This window comes from Halostagnicola sp. A-GB9-2 (genome assembly GCF_030068615.1).
GTDB lineage: Archaea > Halobacteriota > Halobacteria > Halobacteriales > Natrialbaceae > Halostagnicola.
Genome location: NZ_JASJOC010000001.1, coordinates 1,040,288 through 1,062,924, shown reverse-complemented (window position 1 = coordinate 1,062,924; position 22,637 = coordinate 1,040,288). Strand labels below are relative to the sequence as shown.

Sequence of the window (22,637 nt, the reverse complement as noted above, 5' to 3'; positions counted from 1 at the left end):
GAAGTCGGGCGAGCGCACGCAAATGAATTGAATAATTCGTGCATTACTATAACCATCAAAGACCGCATCAATCGCTCGACGGACGAACGCCAGCTGACGAGGTGCTAAACTAGATAATGCCCGGAGGTGAATTTTCTATAGTAGGTGAGATGTCGTTCTTTTGGCTATTATGGCAACTGGAATCAAGCCCAGTCAAATCGCACTCCTGACATTATAAAATACTATTATTTATATAGATATGTTTGTGGTCTGGGGTCAGTAGATAGAACGTTTTCAAACCGATTCCAGGATCAGCAACGTAACAAAATCTGAAGCACTCGCGACCGAGGAAACCTGAACTGACTCGAACTGATCACTCAATACCGGATTCGTACGACTACGGCCCCATTTTCTACAAGTTGTATTTGTCCGTCTCTCTTCTCTACGAACGCTTCTCGAATTTGATCCATATCGTGGAACTTCCTCTCTCGGCGGAGCAGAACCACTCTAACAACTATTTTGTGGACGAGCGTTCCATCGGATTTCTCGTCACTGATTTCGACGACAACTTTATCATCTACTTCAGATCTTCAATCAGTACTTCCCCGCGTTAGCCGGTCAGTGCGATACTCTGTAGATCCTCCCAGCGTACTGGTCTTCCTGACCGTGGCGTTCACATTTCGTAAACGAGTCGTATTCTCTCAGATAGTAGCGTCATTATCGCCATTCCCTTTCAACTCCAAAGACATATTTTCTATTACATAATCTGTATATTATATGAACTCGAATAAATATCCCTGCCGATTCAGTCACTACTATGTCGGATATGATACACTCTCTGTCAGTTTTAGCCTGTTGCGAGGAATTTGTTCGCGAGTTCTTCAGCTCGAGTCTGCTCACTACAGAGAAATCTGCATCTCGGACGCCGTCGAGCAGGCTGTAGTGACTGGAATCACTCCTCGCGTTTACCGTACGTTTCCTCACCCCAACCATAATCAGACACTTCGTCGTTCCGTTCGAGGTAGTTCTCAAGTACCTCGTGTACCGCTCGGCCGAGATCGTCTAACTCACCGTCAATCATTGAAACCGTGCTCGAATCGAGCGACTCGGTCGTGTTTCGCTCCCGCCAGTCGTCCGAAATCATTGGGGCGTCGAAGCGAAGGCGGTCTTCGGTTGGGTCCCAGTAGAAGTCGAACGCTTGGAATAGGCCGAGGTCGCTGACAATTCGAACGTGCTCTTCATCGAGACTCGTATACTCGGTCCACTCGTTGAATCCCTCCTTCCAGGCACCTTCCTGAAGCAGGTCTTCGATGTCCTCGCGGTAGAAGTCCTCTGATCCGAGCGTCTCTTCTTGCCACTCGAACTCGCGCGGCATTCCTCGGTTCGAGAGGTCTGGTGGTTCCGGGACCTCTATATCGGGCGCCATACCAGTGGTTTCACTGGTAACACAATAAAGCCCATAGCAGTTCCAACCGAGACGGAATGAGACGCCTCTCGCAAGAGAAACCCCGTTACTGGATCGAGGGCGCGTATCGGTCAGCTTGGGGCGTGACAGCAGTCATTGCAACGATTGCCTGTGGTCGTCGGTTTATATCCCGAGCCACTCGTCGTTTCGGACCTGATATCCGTTCGTCCGACAGAACTTCGCCGCTTCTCGGCGTACCGCCCGGGACGTCGGGAGCGTTTCTTTGTCGCGAATTCGCTCGATGATCCAGTCGCTGATGGCCTGGATTCCTTCATCATCGTCATCGGCATCGATCGCTTTGAGTTCCTGGAAGGTCTTCTCGTACGCCTTGCGCTGTGACCAACTGAAATCCGTATTCCGAAGCGTCTTGCTGGCTTCCACGACCCGTTTCATGGCTTCGGCAACTGTTGGCCGCTGTACCTGCACTCGGACGGCAGCCGAAGAGTCGAACGTCTCCTCGTCTGTCTCCGGTACTAGTTCCTCGATACTGTAGCTCCCCTCGACCGATTCGATCTCACGATCGCCGATCGTCGCGACGACCTCGGTCCCCGTGGCCGGGAAGGTCAGCTCTTCGAGTTCCGCCTCGAAACTGGCAAGTTCCTCCGCTTCCACCGGTGGCTCTATTTCGTCCCCGCGCTCCAGTTCTGTGGCAATCTCACGCTTTTGCTGGCGTCTTTCAGCGTCGTGTGCTTGCTTGTCTCGGCCGCGCTTATCGTCTGCCATCCTCGGATTTTGGCTCTCCAGCCGGATAGCTCTGTGGTCGATAACAGGGGGTCGTATTTAGTTAAGACTGAAAAGTGAGTCGAAGCGAATTTCGGCTGGTCAATGGCTGAAATTGCTCGCAGATGCTCGAACGACGGCTGTTGGATCGGTGAGTACCAAGCCGACGTAAACGGGGCGATAAACATTGCAGACCGCTACCGTAGTGGAGAGAGTCACCGCCAAAGCGATCGGACTCCCCGGCAGAAGGCCGGTGACGATGACTCGGCTACGGATGGGGCCTCTTTGACCGGGCCACAAGACAGCCAAGCCGATGCTGAAAACCAGCAGGTGACGCCTGGAACGTATGCGTCTTGAAACCAACAGGCCGCTTCGCCCGGCCTGAAACCCCGTGGCGGGATTCCTCCGCGTGAACGCGGAGGAGGTCAATTACCTCCAAGTGCCAAGCTCGTGTACAAGGTCCTCAAGTACAATACAGCACTCACCCAACAAGAACTCGCCGAGGAAACGATGCTTCCCAAACGAACAGTTCGATTTGCGCTAACACGATTAAAAGAAGCTGGGCTGGTCGAGGGGCGAATTTCGATTCGGGATGCACGCCAATCAGTCTATTCGCTTACCGAAGATGGAAAACAGGTGCATGCAGCACCGATTGAAAATTAGATGAGATCTCACTCTAGTGCCTCTCACGGGATGCCAGAAACGTTGAGACTCACGAGTCGAACGAATCGATCTGATCGTGAACGTCGGCTGCCCACCGGTCGACAGCTGAATGCATCAGCTCTTTCGCTTCCGGGATCGGCGTCGGGAAATACTGATACACGTATCCTCCCCCACCCAGAATTTTCCGGTCGCGTTCGATCAGGTTCTTCTCGTCGAGCGTCGACAGCGATCGGTTCACACTGCTCCGGTCACGCTCGAGATCGTCCGCGAGCTCAGAGACCGTACTTCCCGGCGCCTCGAGCAGCGCGAAGTACGTGCGGCGTTCGTGGGCGTGAATACCGAACACGCACTCCAAAACCTGATCGAACTCCGGATCGTCGATACGCATCAAATCCTCCATATCCGGCTCTCGACGTGTCATTCGTCCTGTGACACCTCGATTTCGTCCGTTTCATCGGCGGCCTTAGCGAGCTTGTACCGTTCGAGGCACGTTCGCATATCCTCTTCGGTGTCGTACGTGAGGAGTTTAACCGGCGTATCGCAGTAATACGTCCCGTCTCGCTTACGGATGGCCATTCGCATGGTAGCCCCAAGAAATTCGATTTCGATCACAACTCGATTTCCAAGATCGACTGCATCAAGGATCTCCGTAGCGGTCAGATCTTTTCGTCCGACGCGTAGTATGTCAGTCATTGGTGTCACTCTCGTTTAGTATCGTCAGTTTTCCAAATTTTCTACACATCGATTGTACGTTGACAGTGCGTATGAAATAGTCGCCAGTAGAGAAGCAACACTGTCCCGACGAACGCAACAGTCGAGAGGGCGTATGAATTGGCGTACACTGCAGAGGCAACTGCACTCGTCGCTCCGGCAGAACCCGTCGTAACAGCGGCGAGAAGCGGCCAGCTACAGCCGATTGAGGTGAATAGCCCAAGAGTTCCGGGTGCAGCCGCACTCGCTACATCGAGGAGCGTACTATACAGGAGATCTGCCAAAGCGAGATAGCCAATCAGCATGTACGGCGAGAGAGCAACGTTGAGTTGTGGATGACTGTAGAAAATCGCTGGTCCGTAGCCAGGTGGAACGACCGTTGCGATCTCGAACCCATATACGAAATCGGCGGCGTGTTCTGAGTGTGCGTGGTGATCGTGATACGCGTGCCCTTCAGCGAATAACCCGCCGAAATACCCGAGGACGAGAAAATATCCCGTGGCAATTGCACCGGCAACGAGTCCGTGCAGTCGTGATGTCGGGACAGGATCCGTCTTCCAGACGGCCCAGACACCGAATTGAGCCAGACGAACGGATACAGATGAAACAGCATGAGTTGTGCCCCTCTGACGGAGACGTACGCGAGTACGAGTCGACAGCGGCTGTGTATGACAGGTACATAGCCGCCGCCGGGTTATGCCGAACGCGCGCCTTTCACTATGTATGCGAGACAGCTCCACAACGAACAACCGGTCTAGACGGTACGTCCTCGGTTCGTCGGCGGCCGTCGGTCTGGCTGCCCTCGCAGGCTGTCTCGGTAATCCCGGTTCCGTCGATTGCGGGACGGACGACGAAAACGCCGTGACCCTCGGTCCACCGACGGCTGACCGATCGCTTCCTCAGGAATACACGATCGAAGAACTGAACGACGCGAATCTGTCCGGAGGTCCAGGTCAAGACGGGATCCCCTCGATCGACGATCCGCAGTTCGCTCCCTCCGACGATCCGCCGGAGAACCTCAACGGGGGCGACCCGGTCTTCGGCGTCGAGCTGAACGGCGACGCAAAAGCCTACCCACAGTACAACCTCGTGTGGCACGAAATCGTCAACGACGTCGTCGGCGGCAAGTCGCTCGCGGTGACGTACTGTCCGCTGACAGGGATGGCACAGGGGTTCTACCGTGGCGAGAGCGAACTCGGCGTCTCAGGCCGGTTGATCAACAGTAACCTCGTCATGTTCGACCGCGGAACGGAGACGTGGTGGCCCCAGATACTCGCGTTGGGTATCCGCGGCCTACACGAAGGCGAGTATCTGGAGGAGTTTCAGGTCGTCTGGACGACCTGGGACCGCTGGCGCGAGCAGTATCCGGAGACAGTAGTGCTTACGGAAAACACTGGTCACATTCGCAACTACGGTGACGATCCCTACGGGGAGTACAACCCCCAAAGTGGCTACTACGAGAGCGAGAATACGCTGTTCAGTCCGCTGACGACCGACGACCGGTTTCCGATGAAAGCGGTTGTCATCGGAGCCCGAAACACCGATGGTGCGATGGCCGTCCCCAAGGACACCTTGCGTGAACGCAGGGTCGTCGAGGGGACGATGAGTGAGACGCCGTACGTGACCGTCTACGACGAACCGCTCGATACGGGATACGTCTATCGAAACCCCGCCGACAGATCAGTCGAGGCAGACGGTGGGAGGGTCCTCGTCGACGGTGACTCGTACGATCCGGCCGCGCTGTCCCTCGAGCGGGAGATCGGTTTCGACGCGATGTGGTTCGCCTGGTACGGCTACTATCCGTCGACGGTGGTTCACGAATGAGCACTATTGATCGACTCACCGGTCATCTACACCCCAGATCCCGGTTCGAAGAGACGAGAGCTGCGACGCTTCTCGTCGTTCGCCGATACGACTCGCTGGCGATCACGACCGTTGTGATGATCGGTTACCTCGTCGCCTTCCTCTGGGCTGTCGGTGACCTCGCATTTAGACCGGACGTGGCAGCCGATCTGGTCGTGATCGACGATCTGCTGGGCAGAATGTTCGACCGAACTGGACCCGCATCGTTCGAAGCCGTCGCCATGGTCGACACTGGTGTCGTACGAATTCTGGTGTCGCCGGTGAACGTAGCCATCGGACTCCTCCTTTCCGGCCTCGTCGGTGTCAATCTCGGGCTAACCTATCTCGCAATCGTACAGCCGGCTGCCTGTGGAATTAGTGCTGGATCGGGCGTGTTAGCGTCGTTTCCGGCACTGTTATCCGGAACGGTCTGCTGTGGTCCCGTCGTCCTGATCGCTCTCGGAATACAGGTGAGCGGACTCCTGTTGACTATGTTCGCGTGGCTGTTACCGGCAGGAATCCTTCTGATGCTTCTGAGCCTCGTGTACGTCGCCGGAAAGATCGACAGTGATGGAGTGTCGACGTGAATAGCGATCATCCGAGGATTTGATCGAACAAAATGCCATAACCAGTCTCGAAGTGGTAAACTAATTTTGTGGTGGTTGTGTGATCCAAATACCAGACCGAGATACCGTTACTGCCAGTACTAGCCCATGATATCGTATGGCATCAGAGACAGCAACACTAACAGACACGCAAACGAGAGTCGAGGCTTGGCAAGCCGGCCTCATCGGTGGACTCATCGGTGGCATCATTTTTGGCGTGATGATGACGATGCAGATGGAGATGGTCATGGAGATGGCGATCCCGGGGATGTACGGCCTCGGACCGTCACTCGCCGTCGGATGGGCGATTCACGTGTTCCACTCGATCGTCCTCGGCGTCGTCTTCGGGCTCTTGCTACAGACAACCGGACTCGGGGACCGACTCGATAGCAACCTCGCCATCGCCGTTGCTGGGCTGGCCTACGGGATCGTACTCTGGGTCGTCCTGGCGTCGTTCGTCATGCCGGCGTGGGTCGGCGCAATGACCGAGATGGCCCCGCCCGTTCCCGATTGGAACGGCCAGAGCCTGATGGGACACGCAGTCTACGGCGTCGTCCTGGGACTGGTGTACGCGGTGCTCGCCCGGTGAACCGGTAACGAACGTATTTTCTGTTCACTCGGGTCGACGACCGTCGGTCGACGTCTGGGAAGCGTCATTCGACGTCCGAAATCTCGATGGAGTGTCCGGACTCGGCCGCATCGTAGATCGCGTCGACAGCCACGATATCCCGACGGCTATCTTCGCCGCTCGGTTCCGGATCGGTTCCGGTGAGGACGCAGTACCCGAAATAGTCGAACTCTTCGACGACCTCGTCGCCCGGTGCGCCCCTGTACTCCATTCCGACGTCGCCACACTCGACGTAGATGTCGTGCGGGACGACGCCGCCGAACGGCGATGATACCGAGACCATTCCCTCGGTCCCGACCGCTCTGAGACCGCTCGCAGCGTGTGCATTGTAACTCGCAGTACACGAGGCTGTCACGGAACCGGGAAACTCGAGCGATACTCCGACGTCGAGACTGACGATTTCCAGTTGATCGTCTACGACGAACTGATCGAGGACGCCTGGGTCAAGTCGGACGAGTGGGTCGATGCTCTCGGCGTCGCGTAACCAACGTAACGTACGCACTCACTTCGAAAAATAATACCGTGAGTGAACGGTAACCTCGTTACCACGCTCTCTGCTCGTGTTTTTCACCTTCCACTCCGTCCGTAGTTGTACTGCATGGTAGAATTGTACAGTCTCAGGTGGTGTCCGTATTGCGCGAAAGTCGAAAACAAGCTCGAGTCGCTCGATCTCGACTACGAGCGTCACACCGTTTCACCGTTTCGCTTCCGCCGGTCGGACGTCAAAGCGGTAAGCGGTCAATCCGATGTCCCGGTACTGGTCGATTCCAAAAACGACGTAGCTGGTATGGCAGAGAGCGACGATATCGTGGACTACCTCGAGCGAACATACGGCTGATTGAGCCAACTATCGGTAACCTAGTAACGGTAGGTAACTATATGGCGCTACAGGGCATAGGACACCTATGGACCAGACGATACAGCAACTGGAAGTGTGGTGTGCCGGCGAGGACTGGTGTCCGGTTACCGCAACCGCGACGCTGATCGGAAAGAAGTGGCACACGGTCGTCTTGCACCGGCTGCTCGCTGAGGGACCACTCGGATTCAACGCGCTCCAGGACGAGATCGGCGGTATCTCGAGCAAGGTCCTCTCGGACGTGCTCGAGGATCTCGAGGAAAAACGACTGATCAACCGTGAGATCGTCAACGAAAAACCGGTTCGCGTCGAGTACTCGCTCACGGAACTCGGCGCGTCGCTCGAGTCGGTGATTCTGGAGATGGCCGAGTGGGGCCAGGAACATCTCACTGCAGCGGAAAAAGACGGTTCGATTGCGTAGGTATCTCGGTCGAGGGCTTTATTATTTCGCTCAATCACGAATCAATCCGGTCGGAATGCGGCGATAGACTGCCACTAATAACGTCACGTGCGCTCGTCGTCAGGCGTCGCGATACCTCCGTCAACGAGGTCACCAACTGATACACACTGGCGGCAGCCGTAGACCTCGTGGTCGTTGCCCAAATACGCGCGCGAACTGGGGCGAGACGAACTCCCCGCACGATCGACAGTCGGGCATTGTTGATCTCTCATTCCCCTCTGAGGATAGCACGCAATACAAACCGTTTCCGGATATGTATCTCTCATACACGACCGGTCAACTGATACTACGGACCGCGATAACAGTCTTCCAATGAAGACTACCGATCGGTCCTGTGTCCAGAACGGCGGCCAAACCACGTCTCAAACCGGATTCCATGAACTAGCGAGCGATCACCGATGACCGACACGTTCGTTATCGTCGGTGGAGACGCCGCCGGGATGTCCGCTGCGAGTAAAGCGAAACGCGACGATCCAGACCTCGAGGTCGTCGTCTTCGAGAAAGGACAGTGGGTGTCCTACGGTGCTTGCGGGCTGCCGTACTATGTCAAAGGCGAGATCCAGTCGCTCGAGCACCTCGTCTCGGTGACGCCCGAAGAGTTCCGCGAGGAACGTGATATCGATCTACGGACGGGCCACGAAGTCGTCGCGATCGATCCAGACGACAGAACGGTGACCGTCGACCACGATGGGGGTGAGACGGTGCAGTCGTATGACCATCTATTGATTGCAACGGGAGCGGAATCGGTGGTGCCGCCAATTGCTGGGACCGATCTCGAGGGCGTCTACACGCTCGGCTCGATGAGCGACGGGAAGGAACTTCGCGAGTACGTCGCACGGGCGCGAGACGGTGAGACCCTCCAGCAGTCCGACAGGGGACCGGCCTGTCGATACCTCGAGGAGTGTACCGGCCCCGTCGGCATCGTCGGCGGCGGTTACATTGGCGTCGAGATGGCTGAGGCGCTGGCCGCGAACGGATTCGAAGTCAACCTGTTCCAGCGCGGCGATCGCGTGCTGAAGGGGTTCAGCGATGCGACGAGTGATGCAGTTGCCGACCATCTCCGTGAGCAAGACGTTGCGGTACATCTCGGCGCCGACGTACAGGAACTCTCTGGCGGCGACGGTATCGAAGGCGTCGTCACTGACGACGAGCGGATCGACGTCAAGATGGTCCTGCTCGGAACCGGGGTGCGACCGCGAACGGCGCTCGCCGAGGACGCCGGCATCGAACTCGGCGCAACCGGCGCAATCGAGACCGACGCGTATCGGGAGACGAGTATTCCCAACGTCTACGCGGCAGGCGACTGCGCCGAATCGACCCACGTCGTCACGGGCGAGCCGGCGTACGTCCCGCTGGCGCTGACCGCCAATCGCCACGGCCGTGCGGTCGGCCAGACCGTCACCGTGCGGCCCACCGAAGGAGGGGAGATAGCCGGCACAGCGGCCGTCAAGGCGTTCGATCTCGAAGCAGCGCGGACCGGCATTCTGGACCATGGTGAGGCTCAAGCGGCCGGCTTCGATCCGGTTAGCGAAACGATTACGGCGAAATCCCGTGCCGGCTATTACCCGGACGGAGGGACCGTTACGATCACGTTGACCGCGGACCGCGAGACGGGACGCGTCCTCGGGGTGAGCCTCGTCAGCGAATTCGGCGAAGGGGCCGTCCACCGTAGTCACGCGATCGTCGGGGCGCTCACGGAAGCAGCGACCGTCTTCGACCTCGAGAACTACGATCTCGCGTACGCGCCGCCGTTCAATACCACGTGGGATCCAGTTCTCGTCGCCGCGAAGGTGCTTTCCGGAAAATTACGCTAACACGATACTTACGCCGCGAGAAACGCTTCGAGGTGGTCGAGATAGGTCTCCGGACGATCTTCTGGAACCCAATGGTTCGCTTCGTCTAGTCCGACCAGATCGGCGTTCGAGATAGGTCTCCGGACGATCTTCTGGAACCCAATGGTTCGCTTCGTCTAGTCCGACCAGATCGGCGTTCGAGATATCGTCTTTGAGACGTTCGGCGTACTCAATCGGCTGGAACGCGTCCTCGGACCCCCACAACAGGAGCGTCTCGGCGGTAATTTCGGTCGGATCGATTTCGGTCGTATGACTGGTATTCGTCCCGATAGCGTTTCTCGAGAGTGATACCCTCGCTTCCTCCGAATCCCACTGGGCGATCATCCCGTCAATGAATTCGTCGCTCGGATCCTCGCCGTAGAGCGTTTGCTGATAGATCTCCCGGAGCAGTTTCTGGAGTTCGTCGACGCTCATATCCTCGATCGTCGCTGGTAGCCCGAGGTCGACGATTCGCTCGATCGGCCACGAATCGTAACAGACGGCGTTCGAGAGGACCAGCTTCGAGACTGAACCGGGCTCGTGAACGGCGTACCGAAGGCCCACGCCACCGCCGAGGTCGTGGCCGACGCACGAGACGGACTCGAGATTCAGTTCGTCGAGCAAGCCGTCGATCATCACCTCCTGAGCCCGGATCGAGCGATCGAAGCCGTCGTGCATGGCGGAATTCCCGTAGCCGACCATATCCGGAACGATCACGCGGTACTCGGCGGTCAGTTCGGGTGCCACCGCACGCCAGAGGAACGACGATGTCGGAATTCCGTGTAAGAACACGAGCGGATCTCCAGAACCCTCGTCGTAGTATGCCACCTCGAGTTCGTGCTCGTCGACCGGGACGGTCGTCGACTCCTGTCGGTCGGACCACGTTTCGTACTCCATACTGTCGGCTGCGGTAGTCTGCCCGAAAGTGGTTGGTGTTGAACGTGCGTGGTCCGAGACGGCCGAGTGCAACGTCGACTGACTGGCTGGCGACAGGCCTTTTTCGTGGTGGGCCACGAACGATTCGTCATGCTTTCCCACTCGTCATATGACTGGGGCGCGTTTCCGCTCCCGTTCCAGCTTCCAGGTGAGTTCGATGCGTAACGATACCAGGTATCTCCCGATCGAAGACTACGGCGTCGTCGGTAACCTCGAGACGTGTGCACTCGTCGCGCCGAGCGGTTCGATCGACTGGTTTCCCTTCCCCCACCTCGAGTCGCCGAGCATTCTCGCCGCGATCCTCGACGCCGACCGGGGCGGACGATTTCGAATCGGCCCGACTGATTCCTTCGAAACGGATCGTCGGTACGTCGACAGGACGAACGTCCTCGAGACGACGTTTCACACGGCCGACGGGACCGCGACAGTGACGGACTTCATGCCCCCGGCCGGACAGGTCGATCATCCGAAGAAGGTTCTCTATCGGAAGGTCGAGTGTACGGCTGGTACAGTCGATCTCGAGGTCGACCTCGACCCACAGTTCGATTACGGACGGGCGGAGGCGAGCATCGAATCAGTCGAGAAGGGAGTTCTCGCCGAGGGCGGCGAGGAACGAACGCTACTGGAGAGTCCGGTAGCCCTCACGATCGAGGACGGTCATATCTCCGGGAACCTGTCGCTCGAGGTGGACGATACGGCATGGTTCCTCCTCCGGTGTACGGGTGCGGAGAACGCGAATACGGACCCTAATGCTGCACTGGAAGAAACGATCGAGTACTGGACCGACTGGGCTCACGATTGCATCCCCGAGGACGATTGTGCCTTCGAAGGTTCGTGGCACGATGCCGTCGTTCGCTCGCAACTCGTCCTCAAACTCCTGACGCACGCCGAGACGGGAGCGATCGCCGCCGCACCGACCACCTCGTTGCCCGAAGACATCGGCGGCGTTCGGAACTGGGATTACCGGTTCAACTGGCTTCGAGATGCCGGGTTCACCGTCCAGGCATTGATGAACCTCGGCACCGCCGGTGAAGCGAACACGTACTTCGACTGGTTCATGGATCTCTGTCGGGCCGACGACCCAGAGGCGATCCAGCCACTGTACGGACTCCACGGCGAGGCGGACCTCGAGGAACGGGAACTCGATTACTTCGAGGGGTATCGAGAGTCCAGCCCGGTTCGAATCGGGAACGGGGCCGCCGACCAACGCCAGCACGATATCTACGGCGAACTGCTACTGGCCGTCGACGAGATGCGTCAGCACGGACGCGAACTGACTGACGACGAGTGGACACGGATTCGAGACGTAGTCGATTACGTTCGCGAAATCTGGGACCAACCGGACGCGGGAATCTGGGAGGTTCGCGGAGGAGACGATCACTTCGTGTACTCGAAGGTGCTCTGTTGGGTCGCGCTCGACAGAGGAATCGCGATCGCGACCGACGGGGATCACGACGCTCCACTCGAGACCTGGCGGGAGACCCGCGAGACGATCAAGGAGAACGTTCTCGAGAACGGCTTCGACGACGACGTCGGAGCCTTCGTCCAGTCTTACGGGACGGACGCGCTCGACGCGACGGGACTGTTGCTTCCGGTCGTCGGCTTCCTCCCGTTCGACGACGAACGGGTCCAGGGGACGATAACGGCGATCCAGAATCGACTAGTCGAGGACGACGTTTTCGTACAGCGGTACGACGGCGAAGACGGGCTCCCGGGCGACGAAGGAGCCTTCGTGCTCTGTTCGTGCTGGCTGGTCAACGCGCTCGCGCTCTCCGGACGCGTGGAGGATGCACGATCTCGGTTTGAAGCGTTGCTCGAGTACCTAAATCCGCTCGGACTCGTCGCCGAGGAGATAGACGCGGAAACCGGAGCTCACCTCGGTAATTTCCCGCAGGCGTTCAGTCACATCGGAATCGTCAACAGTGCCCTGTACCTCGGGTACGCCGAGGGGCACGAGACGCCAGGTCCGGCACCGATGGGAATCCGACTCGGAGAGCCGACCGTGAACGGCGCACACAGCCAGCAGTCGCAATGATCGTCACTTGGCGCTTTCGGACGAATATTCTGTTCCATCCACTGCTAATGGTCAGTCCCCTTCCGCACTCGAGTGTTCACCCGCCTGGTGTCGCAACTCGCCGGCAATCGCGGGGACATCAGCCTGCGTAACGCCACCTTCCGCCTCGAGTTCGTCGAGCGACTTCGGAAACTCGCGGAGACTCTTATGGAGTGCGAGCCCCGCTTTCGCGCCCTGTCCCATCGCGACCGGGACCTGATTATGCCCGGGCGTAAGGTCTCCGACGGCGTAGAGGCCGTCGATCGACGTTCGGCCGTGATCGTCGACGACGACCGTCCCGTCGTCGTTCAGGTCGGCCCCGAGCGACGCCGCCAGATCGGTGTTGTACTCGGCCCCGTACATCGCGAACCCGCCGCGGTAGTCGCGGACGGCCCCATCCTCGAACTCCAGCGCCTCGAGCCAGCCGTCCTCGCCGTTGCGGACGCCGGTGACGTCCTCGTGGACGATATCGACGGGATGGTTCGCGAGCAGCACGTCCGTCTCGTCGCTCCACGTCGGGTCCTCGCCGCGCAGGAGGAGGTCGACGTCGGACGTGAAGTTGAGCATGATCATGGCGACGTATGCGGCGCTGTCGCCGTGGCCCATCACGTACACCGGCTCGTCGACGAACATGTACGCGTCGCAGTGGAGACAGTAGTGCAGGCCGCGCCCGGTCCGGGGCAACGGCGGCTCGGGACGCGCGTCGGAGAAGCCGGTCGCCAGGACGACCCGGTCCGCGAGAACTGATTCGTCGGTCGTCTCGAGTTCGAACGCGTCGCCACGCCGTTCGATCCCGGTGACGAACGCGCGACGGTACTCCCCACCGTACGATCGGAGCTGGTCGCGTGCCGTCTCGAGGAACTCGTTTCCGGAGACGGATTCGGGGATGCCGATGACGTTGTGTGTCTCCTGCATCATCGCCGCGCGGCCACCGCCGCGGTCGAAGACGGCAGTCTCGTGGCCGAGCCGAGCTCCGTAGAGGGCCGTCGTCAGTCCTGCCGGGCCGCCACCGACGACGACGATTTCGTAGCGCTGCTCGTTCGAATGAGTGGATGAGGTCGTCACGTTAGAGTCACCTTATGTAATCCAGTTACTTCTTGTTAGCAATAAACGTCAGCTAACCAGTACGGAACCCGGTTACCAGATGGTGATTGATTTTTGCCTACCGCCGAAATCGAACGTCTCATACGGTTTGCTGTATGTCATTTCGGCGCGACCCGTTCTGCGGTCGCGCTGGAACATCGGTACAACGGACCGTATCACCCGTGGTCGACGGTGTCGACCAGTTCGTGGATAGACTCGACGGTCAATGCCGGTTCGCCGTCGAACGGTTCCCACGGTGTCCCCTTCCGGTCGACCCAGACTCCCTGCATACCAGCGTTCTGAGCACCCACGACATCGAACCAGCCGGCCGTCACGTGTGCTATTTCGTCGATGGGCGTCCCAGTGCGAGCGGCCGCGTGGCGGTAGAGTTCGGCGTCGGGTTTGAACGTCCGGATCTCGTCGGCGCTGATCGTGGCTTCGATGAGCTCTCCGATATCAGCGTACGCTACCATCGACTCGAGCATCTCCGGATTTCCGTTCGAAACGACGTAACAGTCGTAGCCGGCGTCACAGAGCGCATCGAGGCCGTCGCGAACGTCGTCGAAGACCTCGAGTTCGTGGTAGACGGCGAGAATCTCGTCGCGCTCGCCGGTCGAAAGGGATTCGTCGTGCGCGTCGAGCGCGTACTGAAGGGCATCCCGATTCATCTCGTAAAACGGCTGGTACGCGTCGATGTGATTCTCGACGAACGTGTATTCGAGCGACCGGGAACGCCACAGCCTCGAAATCGACTCGGGGTCATTGACGCGCTCGGCGAGTGCCGTCTCTGCCGCGTCGACGTCGACCAGCGTACTGTACGAATCGAACGTCACTGTTGTGACGCGTTCGGGATCGAACGACATACTCCCATCGTCGGTCTCAGTCAGGATAATTTCGGGGGTGTCCGGGTTAGAATCGCCAGCGAGGGCCTGTCAGAAGCCATTTTTGAATATCGAGAGTCTGCGTGGTTGTCTCTTTACAAATGCTTTCTGGGAGTGCATCATCGGTGCCCAGCCGTGATAGGTATACCAGTACACTGTACACTCCTCTGTCCATGGATACGTCCGTTCCGCACTCGAACAGCACGAACGAAAGTTGAACGAACGTGTCGAGGATGCAACCGTCGCTATCGAACAGTTGGCCGCTCGAATTACGCACGTGCAATCCACGCTCGCCGCCGACCGAGCGGCCGGACTCGCCTGAGACGCAACTACTGGCTCCGCGACCGACCTAGGTACTTTTTCTCGAGTTGTCACACACGACGTACGTGCCCTCTGCACGGAACGATTCCGGACGAAAACTGTAGATTCGGACGCAAATTCAGCGGACGTTCAGCGTGTCGGTAGCGGGCTTGAACAGCGGAGGGATCGAATCAGCGAGAGCACCTTCGAAATCGAGACGCTCTCGAAACAACAACACTGACCAGATCGCCGCAGACATCGGTGACGTGACGGCTGCGGTCGAAGAAGTTGCGGCAACAACTGCGTCGGTCCGCGAACGAGGGGATTACGTCTGTGAACTCGCAAAGGAAGGGTGTACGTCCGCACACGAGCTGTCGGATCGGATGTCGAGCATCCACGACGGAACTCGGAACGTACTCGAACGAATGGAAGCCCTTCACGAACGGACCGACGAGATTGATTGTGCGGTCGAGGTGATCGACGGGATTGCCGACCAGACGACCCTCCTCGCTCTCAATGCATCGATCGAAGCGGCCCGGGCAGGCGACGACGGGGCCAGGTTCGCGATCGTCGCGATCGCCGTAGCCACGACGGAACTCCGGAGTGACGTGACCGCCACACGTGAGACAGCGCTGGTCGTTTTGATCTGTCCCTCACCGCATCATGCCCACCACCCCGTTTCGGATACGAATATCGCAAGAGGGCGGAGACCTGAAACCAGTTGCTGGTTCGATTCAGGTTCAAACACCCGCTTTCGCGAAGGTGAAAAAGGACGTCTCGAGGTGCTTTCTCCCCTGGTATCGGACGAATCGGAGTCGGCCACACTCCGGGTTATCTTCGAGTGGGCCCTGACGGGGAACGTCCAAAATGTTCCGGGATCCCAGACAGCTGTTAGTTTACGCGAGAAGTGCTCAAAAGGGCGTTTAGAACTCGTTGTCTTCGGCCTTCAGTGAGAGAACCATGACAGACAACCTCGAACCCCTCGCACCAGCAGAAGCGATGCAGATGTACCTCGACGAACGACGGCACGAACTCGCGGACGCGACGATCCAGTCTCACCGGTATCGTCTCAAGCAGTTCGTCCAGTGGTGTGAACAGGACGGTATCGACAATCTCAACGACTTTAGCGGGCGAGACATCCACCGGTTTCGTGTAAAACGGAGGAATGAGGACGGGCTGGCAACCGCCAGCATGAAGGGGCAGCTGGCAACCCTGAGAATGTTCCTCCGATTCTGTTCGACGATCGATGCGGTAGAACCAGGGCTCGATGAGAAAATCATCCTTCCGACGACGACCGAAGACGATGCTCGATCCGGATTACTGAATCCCGATCGTGCCCAGCAGGTGCTCCAGTTCCTCGCCCAATATCGCTACGCGCGCTTAGAACACGCACTAATGGAGGTCCTTTGGCACACGGGACTCCGTATCGGCGCAGCGATTGGGCTCGATAGGGAGGACTATAACAGCGATGAGCAGTACCTCACGCTTGTTCACCGGCCCGAGGAAGGGACCTCACTCAAGAATGAGCGAAAAAGCGAACGACTCGTCGCGCTAAGTGACCCGGTCTGCGAAGTCTTAGATGACTGGCTCTCCGTCAACCATCCGAGAACCGTTGATCAGCATGACCGTGAGCCGCTGTTTGCGACGAAGATCGATCGCTTGAGTCGAACCCGTGGCCGGACGATCGTCTACCAGTACACGCGTCCGTGCGTCTACACTGATAGTTGCCCTCACGCTCGGGATCTTGACAGCTGTGATGCCCAACCTACTGAACACTCACATGCGTGTCCTTCCTCATTGAGTCCCCATCCAGTCCGACGGGGCGCGATCACTCATTTTCTGAAATCGGACGTTCCTGAGAACGTAGTCAGCGATCGAATGGATGCCAGCGAGGCGGTTCTGGACCGTCACTATGACCAGCGATCTGAACGGGAGAAGCTTCGACAGCGCCGGCAGTATCTCCCGGACGATTAACTGACATACGTCTCGGAGATGTGGATGTTATCCCCCTCTATTCGCCAGCTACCCGCCTCGTAAGCAGCAGTGTTTCTCGTGCGTACCAAGCGTACGCTACGAGGAATATTCCCCGTTGCAGCGCGCCGGCGACATCAGTTGCCAACATCATACCCACTGGAAGCACTACCGACGCGGCGATAGCGGCCGCATCGAGCCAGCGAAACGTCAAGTCGTGATTCGTACGTCGCAGGACGATTGCTACCACGCCAAAAGCGAAACTGAAACCTACTGCCGTTGCGGCAACAGAGTGCAGGAGGTCCTCAATTGGGTCGTAGGGAAGATTCGAGTCCCACGGGCGGACGGAGAACACAGCCGCAGCAATCATGAATATCCCGAAGCTGATATGGAGGACTGTCCCCCAGCGGCCCCACGCACGGCGTTTCAGCGCTGCCAGCCAGATAACGCCGAGGCCGAAGAGGAGGAATCCGAGACGTGCGAGCCACGCCCCGTTAATCCCCTGGGCCGCCGATTCGCTCGTCGTATGGGAGATCCAGGAATAGCCCGCCGGCATGAGCACCGGGGCAAACGCCAACGCCAGAGCAGACGTCACGAGACACGCGAGGACCCCAGCTGCCGTGTACGCTTGTTCGTTAGTCATAGAAGTTCTTAGTCGAACAGCCTCTAAGAACTGATCTCGAAACCAAATTAGGTGGAAGAGTGTATTCTCATCGGCATCAAGCGATCCACCCGATGAACTCGACGTTCCGTTATTTGTCGTCGTGAGGTCTATTGAGCTATAGTGAGGACCATGTTTGGAGCCATACCGAGACGATTTCATCAACGCGCACGATCCGAGTCAGCCACGCATTTTCGACGAGGGGAAGAAACAACGGAAGTTTCCTCGACGGCACCCCGTCGGCACGACGGTGCGTTGATTCTGCTCCTGTTGGCCGGGCTCGTAACGAGTTATCATGTTCTTCTCCGGCCGTGGCACAGAACGTGGGGTGCCACCGACGAGGAGATCGGCCGACAGCTGCCGGGCGACGACCTCGTTCCCGAACCGAGCGATGAAACCACCCGCGCGATCACGATTGAGGCACCACGTGACGACGTCTGGCCGTGGATCGTTCAACTCGGACAGGGGCGCGGTGGCTTCTACAGTTACACTTGGCTGGAAAATCTCGTCGGTGCCGACATCCACAACGTCGATCGAATCGTTCCGGAGCTCCAGGAACTGGAGGAAGGTGATTCGATTCGCATGGTTCACGACGAGTACTGGTTACAGAGTCCGGCCACGTCAATGACTGTCAAACGAATTGAACCGGACCGAACGCTCGTTCTCCAAGGACACGACGGCGGGACGTGGACGTTCCACCTCGATTCGACGGGCGAGGAGACGACGCGTTTCATCGTTCGGGGTCGAAAGCCGAAGACCCGAACTGTCGTCGGTTACGTCCTTCGCTACCTGGCGTACGAACTCCCGCATTTCATCATGGAGCGTGGACTGATGCGTGGGATCAAAGTCCGCGCTGAACGCTTCGGTCGAAACGAGAGCATTTCTCGACTCGTCAGCCAGGACTGACGGGAGTGCGTGATCGCTGTTCGTACTGTTGATCTCCGGATGGGCGACCCGTTACGACGTGACAGCACGATGTTGCCGACGGAAATTGATCGCAACGAGACCGGTCGCAACTGGAACTGCAATGGTCCACAACCCTGCCAGCAGGATATACGCTGGATCGACGAAATACGTCAGGAATACCGGCACGGTGACGAGGCCGTTAGCGACGAAAAACCATCGAACCCACCGCTCTAAGCCGCGAGTGGTGAAGACTGGAGCGGCGGCCAAAAACGCCACTCCCATGAACAGATAGCCGAGCCCGTCTACTGCCTGGAGGAACGACCCGAATGTATCCGACAGCAAAATCGCTTCACTCTCACTCAGTTCACCACGTTGATCCCTCGGAATGTAGACGAACAGTTGTACGATATACATTATCGACACGTTCGATGCGTACAGGATTGCGAAGCTGACCCCCGTAAAGCTCCAGACCTGGCGGTTTTCGGGTGTGGTGTGATGGATACTGATCATCATCACCACGAACGCGACAGCGAGTACGAACGACGATGCGTAGATGATCTGCCACCCCAGAACTACCGGGATAGCGTTTGCCATCTCCAAGAGCGCAGCGATCGAAAACGTCCCGGCACTAACCGCTGTTACTAACGCTGACCAGAAGCCCAGACGAGTAACCGGGTCGCTGCCTTCACTCTGAATAGTCATCGTTGTTCCATCTCCATTGGTGCTAGAATCGCCTACCTCTGGAAAGGTGAAAGGTGCCGTACGTCGGTCACCTCGTACTTCACGTGCCTTTCAGGCTTCGTTCGCGGCGTCGTACTTCCGGGAAATCGCCTCGATCCACCCGAATTTACACCCCATCGCCAGGGCGAAACTGACGGTAGCTCGCACCGGCTGTCTGGTATAGGCAGCGTACAGTGCATACCCGGAAGCGGGAACGGCCAACGCCGTGAGTACGTTCGGCCAGCCGAGTCCGACCGTCCTATTACCCTGATCGAGCCACCACCGTTCGGCTCGGACAGCGCGAGTCATCCAACTATCCTCTTCGGGATCAGGGCGCGCGAACGCGACCGGGTTGATCACAGCAGCGAGAACTGCCACGACGAACAACCGCCAATCCCGACGATACACGGCTACGAGGAACAGCGGACCAATGAGTACCCGTGACCAGCCACTCTTCGAGTTCGCGTGGCGTTCCCAGAATGTGTCCTCGAGCCAATCGCGGAGTGAACCGCTGGTCGTCCGGGACATGCCCCAAGTGATGGCCGCTGGAGTAATAATACGAATGCCGGTCAGTTTTCTGAAGTCGGGGATCTATTCGCATTCACAGCCTGTAGCGAAGCAGTCCAGCCATCCCACTCCACAACCAACATCTGACAGAAATCGCGTGATTGATGCAAGACGCATTTCCTCGCAAGTCACTCCTGACCGGGAGTAGATGGCTTGTTGCGGGTACCACAAATCGTCCAGAGAACAGGACGTATGTATGGATGAAACCTCCTTACCATCATGCGAGACCACCCAGGAGCATTCCGACTGAAAACGCAACCGCAGCTGCGATCATTCCGATTGTCAGCATCTCTCCGCCGGCTGCATACCAGGTACGGTTCGTGACAAGGCTCCGACTCGCGCCGACGAGAAAGAACGCGACGGCAGCCGCAACAGCCGAAACGACGAACGTCGAACCTTCCGTCACGAACAGGGTAGCCTCGACACCAATGATATATGGGAGGAGCGGTGTCCAGCCAGCGAGGATGAACGCCAGAAATGTAGTACCAGCGGTACGTGCCGGTGGCTTTCCTCCGTGGGAAGCGCCATATCGAGCCTCCTCGTAATCGAGCGTCGATTTCTGGCTGAGGTAGTTGCTCATTCCCATCGAAAATCCGTCTGCGAAGAGATTTGCGACCCCGAGGATTAACACTATCGCCGGATCGAGCGCCGCACCGGCGACTCCGGCGACGACCGCGAAGGTCGTAACGATACCGTCGTTTGCACCGTAGATAACCTCCGAAATATAGCCTCCTGCGTCTTCGACCTCATCGCCGAGGAACCGTGTGATCATAGCGAATCAACAGGATGAAGACTATTGAACCCTCACCGGAGACTGGTTCTTCAGGGGGTACCACCGAATCAGATCAGAATAGTGACTAGTATGTCTCTCTATAACGCTGCCAGCACAACCCGCACGGAAAAACGAACGTCTAGAATGACTTACCAGTGAGATCCGTCACTGGAGGCCGAGCCCTTTTCCAGCCGCGGAGTGATTTTGGACTCCACCCTGCAATGAGGAGCACTGCTACGAGGACGTAGCCCGTGAGGACGAACGGGTACATCTGGGGGGCGAATCCCATAACTTCGCCCGTCAGGTTCACGAACGCGTGGAATACGAGCACCGCGAGGATGCTCCGATTCGTGTTGTTGTACATCCACACGTGAAAGAGCGTGATGAGTACGAGCATCGGCATCCACCACGACAGTTCTGGCTGAAACGTCGTGTGTGCATAGTAACCGGGCAAGAGAACGAAGGGCGCGTGCCAGATCGTCCACGTTATCCCGTTTGTCAGCCCTGCCGTGAGCGCACTGAAGCGTTCCTGAAGTCGATCCAGCCAGTAGCCCCGAAGGCCGATCTCTTCGGGAAGTGGAAGGACGAACGCGAACACGAGAATCGAGATCACCACCACCGGATCGAACAGGCGATCAGTCGAGATGAATTCCAGCGGTGCCGGCATGATACCGAACACCAGTGCGATACCAGCCATAACGAGATTGAACACTGGCCAGAACAGCACGAGTATCAGCCACCAGCGCAGACTGATCCGTCCGACATCGATCAGCCGGTGTCCGAGGTCACGTACCCCTGCTCGCCCATAGAGGAACCAACTCAGGAGAACAGCAGCCAGTAATGGACTCGTCCCACCAACGATGAAGAAACCGACGTTAGGGAACGACCAGACCGACGCATCCGATACGATGATCGGTACCCAGAACAGGTACGCCCAGCCGAGATAGATAACCGGGAATCCCCAGGGGGTACCTGCGCGTGCGAGAATCGCTACTCGGCCCGCAGTCCCTCTGTATTCGTTTCTACTCATGTAATACGCTTACATCCCAGTACCGAAAGCGGGAATTCGATTCTATGGAGAATTTCGATAGTTGTGATTAATGGCATGGAGGAAATGTATGTTGAGATGGATCAGCGTTCATCGAATCATGGATAGGTCTTACCGTTCAGGCTTCGTTACACTCTCATAATCTGACTGTGAATGTTAACCTCGCAGCCGTGCTGCTACGGACAGAACACGGATCGCTGTGTTCTGATCAACAATGGAGAGACGTAAGTTACTACAGGTAGCGGCTGGCGCGCTGGCGCTTACACAGGTGCCGACCGCGTTCGCACAGGATGAGGAGTTCAACGATGTGGATATCATGTTCGTGCGGATGATGATTCCCCATCACGAGAGAGCGATCCAGATGGCCGAACTCATTCCGGAGCGAACCGATCGGGAGGAATTACTCGATCTCCGGATGGAGATCATCGAGGAGCAAGAAGCAGAGGTCGATCTCATGTGTGACTTGCTCGACGACGCCGAGGTTGCTGGCTGTGACGAGGTGGGCGGTATGATGCCTCATGAGATGGGTGGCATGATGCGCGGTGATGGCATGGGAGATGGGATGCACGACGACGATGATGAGATGGGAGACGGGATGCACCCCGACGAGATGGAGGAGATGATGCCGCGAGAGCACATGATGACCCATGACGACGGGCGGGAACTCCGCCGCGCCGAAAACGAGGAGTTCGATTGCCTGTTCGCCGAACACATGATTCGCCATCACGAAGGTGCCATCGTGATGTCCGAGCACGTTCTCGACGAGGGTGAATCCGAGCGCGTTGCCGACCTCGCAGAGAATATTATCGAATCCCAGCAAGAAGAGATCGAACTGATGGAGGGGTGGCAAGATGACTGGGATTGTTGATGCCCGAATCCACTATTCGGGCTCTCTCGGGAATTTCTGTCCGAACGAGGGAAAACACCCCACAATAATTAGGATCTTGTGTAGCGAACAACAGGAACAGCGACCGTCTC

The 22,637-nt window shown here is 57.8% G+C and carries 26 protein-coding genes and 2 pseudogenes; 15 read left to right on the top strand and 13 right to left on the bottom strand.

Annotated features, from left to right (window positions below):
- Positions 1–113 (top strand): annotated as a pseudogene (locus QNM96_RS05340) (integrase core domain-containing protein); the annotation flags it as partial.
- Between the two features lie 818 nt (positions 114–931).
- On the opposite strand, the gene QNM96_RS05335 reads toward QNM96_RS05340, so the two are convergent.
- Positions 932–1,354, bottom strand: a complete 423-nt coding sequence (locus QNM96_RS05335; protein ID WP_345782523.1) for a hypothetical protein — start codon at positions 1,352–1,354, stop codon at positions 932–934.
- 213 nt (positions 1,355–1,567) lie between these two features.
- A complete protein-coding gene (locus QNM96_RS05330; protein ID WP_283834963.1) occupies positions 1,568–2,167 on the bottom strand; it encodes a hypothetical protein in 600 nt (199 codons plus the stop codon).
- Positions 2,168–2,287: 120 nt separating this feature from the next.
- Between QNM96_RS05330 and QNM96_RS05325 the strand changes: the two are divergent.
- Both QNM96_RS05325 and QNM96_RS05320 read left to right on the top strand, forming a co-directional pair.
- Positions 2,288–2,521, top strand: a pseudogene (locus tag QNM96_RS05325) (RNA-guided endonuclease TnpB family protein); the annotation flags it as partial.
- A 24-nt stretch (positions 2,522–2,545) separates the two neighbouring features.
- The gene (locus tag QNM96_RS05320; protein WP_283834992.1) at positions 2,546–2,827 is read left to right on the top strand and encodes a MarR family transcriptional regulator; all 282 of its coding nucleotides are present in this window, start codon (positions 2,546–2,548) and stop codon (positions 2,825–2,827) included.
- Positions 2,828–2,876: 49 nt separating this feature from the next.
- Here QNM96_RS05320 and QNM96_RS05315 read toward each other — a convergent pair whose 3' ends face one another.
- Complete coding sequence (locus tag QNM96_RS05315) at positions 2,877–3,248, bottom strand: helix-turn-helix domain-containing protein (protein WP_283834962.1); 372 nt, start codon at positions 3,246–3,248, stop codon at positions 2,877–2,879.
- Complete coding sequence (locus QNM96_RS05310) at positions 3,245–3,520, bottom strand: hypothetical protein (RefSeq protein ID WP_283834961.1); 276 nt, start codon at positions 3,518–3,520, stop codon at positions 3,245–3,247. Before QNM96_RS05310 ends, QNM96_RS05315 begins: the two co-directional genes overlap by 4 nt.
- Positions 3,521–4,261: 741 nt before the next feature.
- Here QNM96_RS05310 and QNM96_RS05305 point away from each other — a divergent pair.
- The 3 genes from QNM96_RS05305 to QNM96_RS05295 all read left to right on the top strand — a co-directional run bounded on the left by QNM96_RS05305 (position 4,262) and on the right by QNM96_RS05295 (position 6,574).
- A complete protein-coding gene (locus QNM96_RS05305; RefSeq protein WP_283834960.1) occupies positions 4,262–5,362 on the top strand; it encodes a DUF3179 domain-containing protein in 1,101 nt (366 codons plus the stop codon).
- Positions 5,359–5,967, top strand: coding sequence for a hypothetical protein (locus QNM96_RS05300; RefSeq protein WP_283834959.1), 609 nt, complete (start codon positions 5,359–5,361; stop codon positions 5,965–5,967). The genes QNM96_RS05305 and QNM96_RS05300 overlap by 4 nt, the downstream gene beginning before the upstream one ends.
- A gap of 136 nt (positions 5,968–6,103) precedes the next feature.
- Complete coding sequence (locus tag QNM96_RS05295; protein ID WP_283834958.1) at positions 6,104–6,574, top strand: DUF6789 family protein; 471 nt, start codon at positions 6,104–6,106, stop codon at positions 6,572–6,574.
- A gap of 64 nt (positions 6,575–6,638) precedes the next feature.
- Here the strand turns inward: QNM96_RS05295 and QNM96_RS05290 are convergent, their stop codons facing one another.
- Positions 6,639–7,115, bottom strand: a complete 477-nt coding sequence (locus QNM96_RS05290) for a hypothetical protein (protein ID WP_345782518.1) — start codon at positions 7,113–7,115, stop codon at positions 6,639–6,641.
- A 96-nt stretch (positions 7,116–7,211) separates the two neighbouring features.
- Here QNM96_RS05290 and QNM96_RS05285 point away from each other — a divergent pair, with 96 nt between their 5' ends.
- The 3 genes from QNM96_RS05285 to QNM96_RS05275 all read left to right on the top strand — a co-directional run bounded on the left by QNM96_RS05285 (position 7,212) and on the right by QNM96_RS05275 (position 9,743).
- Positions 7,212–7,451, top strand: coding sequence for a glutathione S-transferase N-terminal domain-containing protein (locus QNM96_RS05285; RefSeq protein WP_283834957.1), 240 nt, complete (start codon positions 7,212–7,214; stop codon positions 7,449–7,451).
- Between the two features lie 67 nt (positions 7,452–7,518).
- Positions 7,519–7,890 (top strand): helix-turn-helix domain-containing protein, encoded by a 372-nt coding sequence (locus tag QNM96_RS05280; protein ID WP_283834956.1) that lies wholly within the window; start codon positions 7,519–7,521, stop codon positions 7,888–7,890.
- 437 nt (positions 7,891–8,327) lie between these two features.
- Positions 8,328–9,743, top strand: a complete 1,416-nt coding sequence (locus QNM96_RS05275) for an FAD-dependent oxidoreductase (RefSeq protein WP_283834955.1) — start codon at positions 8,328–8,330, stop codon at positions 9,741–9,743.
- Here the strand turns inward: QNM96_RS05275 and QNM96_RS05270 are convergent.
- Entirely contained in the window at positions 9,735–10,658 is a 924-nt protein-coding gene (locus QNM96_RS05270) for an alpha/beta hydrolase (protein WP_283834954.1), read from the bottom strand. The two genes, QNM96_RS05275 and QNM96_RS05270, sit on opposite strands and share 9 nt — an antisense overlap.
- A gap of 66 nt (positions 10,659–10,724) precedes the next feature.
- Here QNM96_RS05270 and QNM96_RS05265 point away from each other — a divergent pair, with 66 nt between their 5' ends.
- Positions 10,725–10,862: a hypothetical protein gene (locus tag QNM96_RS05265; RefSeq protein ID WP_283834953.1), complete on the top strand. Its 138-nt coding sequence runs from the start codon at positions 10,725–10,727 to the stop codon at positions 10,860–10,862.
- Positions 10,855–12,732: a glycoside hydrolase family 15 protein gene (locus QNM96_RS05260; protein WP_283834952.1), complete on the top strand. Its 1,878-nt coding sequence runs from the start codon at positions 10,855–10,857 to the stop codon at positions 12,730–12,732. The genes QNM96_RS05265 and QNM96_RS05260 overlap by 8 nt, the downstream gene beginning before the upstream one ends.
- Before the next feature lie 51 nt (positions 12,733–12,783).
- On the opposite strand, the gene QNM96_RS05255 is transcribed toward QNM96_RS05260, so the two are convergent.
- Positions 12,784–13,815 carry an NAD(P)/FAD-dependent oxidoreductase gene (locus QNM96_RS05255; RefSeq protein WP_283834951.1) on the bottom strand — a complete coding sequence of 344 codons (1,032 nt, stop codon included), beginning with the start codon at positions 13,813–13,815 and terminating at the stop codon, positions 12,784–12,786.
- Between the two features lie 194 nt (positions 13,816–14,009).
- Positions 14,010–14,696, bottom strand: coding sequence for a haloacid dehalogenase type II (locus QNM96_RS05250; RefSeq protein ID WP_283834950.1), 687 nt, complete (start codon positions 14,694–14,696; stop codon positions 14,010–14,012).
- Between the two features lie 473 nt (positions 14,697–15,169).
- Here QNM96_RS05250 and QNM96_RS05245 point away from each other — a divergent pair, with 473 nt between their 5' ends.
- Both QNM96_RS05245 and QNM96_RS05240 read left to right on the top strand, forming a co-directional pair.
- Positions 15,170–15,967: a methyl-accepting chemotaxis protein gene (locus QNM96_RS05245; RefSeq protein ID WP_283834949.1), complete on the top strand. Its 798-nt coding sequence runs from the start codon at positions 15,170–15,172 to the stop codon at positions 15,965–15,967.
- Positions 15,968–15,974: 7 nt separating this feature from the next.
- Positions 15,975–16,988 carry a tyrosine-type recombinase/integrase gene (locus tag QNM96_RS05240; protein ID WP_283834948.1) on the top strand — a complete coding sequence of 338 codons (1,014 nt, stop codon included), beginning with the start codon at positions 15,975–15,977 and terminating at the stop codon, positions 16,986–16,988.
- A gap of 37 nt (positions 16,989–17,025) precedes the next feature.
- Here the strand turns inward: QNM96_RS05240 and QNM96_RS05235 are convergent, their stop codons facing one another.
- Positions 17,026–17,628, bottom strand: coding sequence for a DUF998 domain-containing protein (locus QNM96_RS05235; RefSeq protein ID WP_283834947.1), 603 nt, complete (start codon positions 17,626–17,628; stop codon positions 17,026–17,028).
- Positions 17,629–17,916: 288 nt separating this feature from the next.
- Between QNM96_RS05235 and QNM96_RS05230 the strand changes: the two genes are divergently transcribed.
- Complete coding sequence (locus tag QNM96_RS05230; RefSeq protein WP_283834946.1) at positions 17,917–18,552, top strand: hypothetical protein; 636 nt, start codon at positions 17,917–17,919, stop codon at positions 18,550–18,552.
- 51 nt (positions 18,553–18,603) lie between these two features.
- Here QNM96_RS05230 and QNM96_RS05225 read toward each other — a convergent pair whose 3' ends face one another.
- From QNM96_RS05225 to QNM96_RS05210, 4 genes are all read right to left on the bottom strand, one after another.
- Positions 18,604–19,254, bottom strand: a complete 651-nt coding sequence (locus QNM96_RS05225; RefSeq protein ID WP_283834945.1) for a hypothetical protein — start codon at positions 19,252–19,254, stop codon at positions 18,604–18,606.
- Positions 19,255–19,344: 90 nt separating this feature from the next.
- Entirely contained in the window at positions 19,345–19,800 is a 456-nt protein-coding gene (locus tag QNM96_RS05220) for a DUF6653 family protein (protein WP_283834944.1), read from the bottom strand.
- A gap of 256 nt (positions 19,801–20,056) precedes the next feature.
- Positions 20,057–20,611 carry a VIT1/CCC1 transporter family protein gene (locus tag QNM96_RS05215; RefSeq protein WP_283834943.1) on the bottom strand — a complete coding sequence of 185 codons (555 nt, stop codon included), beginning with the start codon at positions 20,609–20,611 and terminating at the stop codon, positions 20,057–20,059.
- Positions 20,612–20,750: 139 nt separating this feature from the next.
- Positions 20,751–21,641 (bottom strand): type II CAAX endopeptidase family protein, encoded by an 891-nt coding sequence (locus tag QNM96_RS05210; protein WP_283834942.1) that lies wholly within the window; start codon positions 21,639–21,641, stop codon positions 20,751–20,753.
- Positions 21,642–21,873: 232 nt separating this feature from the next.
- Between QNM96_RS05210 and QNM96_RS05205 the strand changes: the two genes are divergently transcribed.
- On the top strand, positions 21,874–22,527 hold the full coding sequence (locus tag QNM96_RS05205) for a DUF305 domain-containing protein (RefSeq protein WP_283834941.1): 654 nt from the start codon (positions 21,874–21,876) through the stop codon (positions 22,525–22,527).
- Positions 22,528–22,637 lie beyond the last annotated feature (110 nt).